The 207-nt window shown below is 68.6% G+C and carries 1 pseudogene; it reads left to right on the top strand.

The annotated features are described in order from the left end of the window. Nucleotides 1–128: pseudogene (locus IF11_RS39835) on the top strand (IS5/IS1182 family transposase); the annotation flags it as partial. Between the last annotated feature and the right edge of the window lie 79 nt (nt 129–207).

Genomic DNA, 207 nt, shown 5'->3' with positions numbered 1-207 from the left:
TGATCGCGGACGGCGGCTACCGGGCACCGGCCTGGAAAGAGGAACACAACACCTCCCACCGCAAGGCCCGCGCCCGTGTCGAGCACGCCTTCGCCCGCATGACGACCTGGATAATCCTCCGCGACTGCACGGACGTCGGCTACAGCCCGCCGCAGGGACACCGCCGACGCCTGCACCACCATCACCATGGAAGACGGCGACGAGGTC

The organism is Streptomyces scopuliridis RB72 (assembly GCF_000718095.1).
GTDB lineage: Bacteria > Actinomycetota > Actinomycetes > Streptomycetales > Streptomycetaceae > Streptomyces > Streptomyces scopuliridis.
Note: the sequence above shows the minus strand (reverse complement) of the source record. Positions and strands in the feature narration are given on the sequence as shown.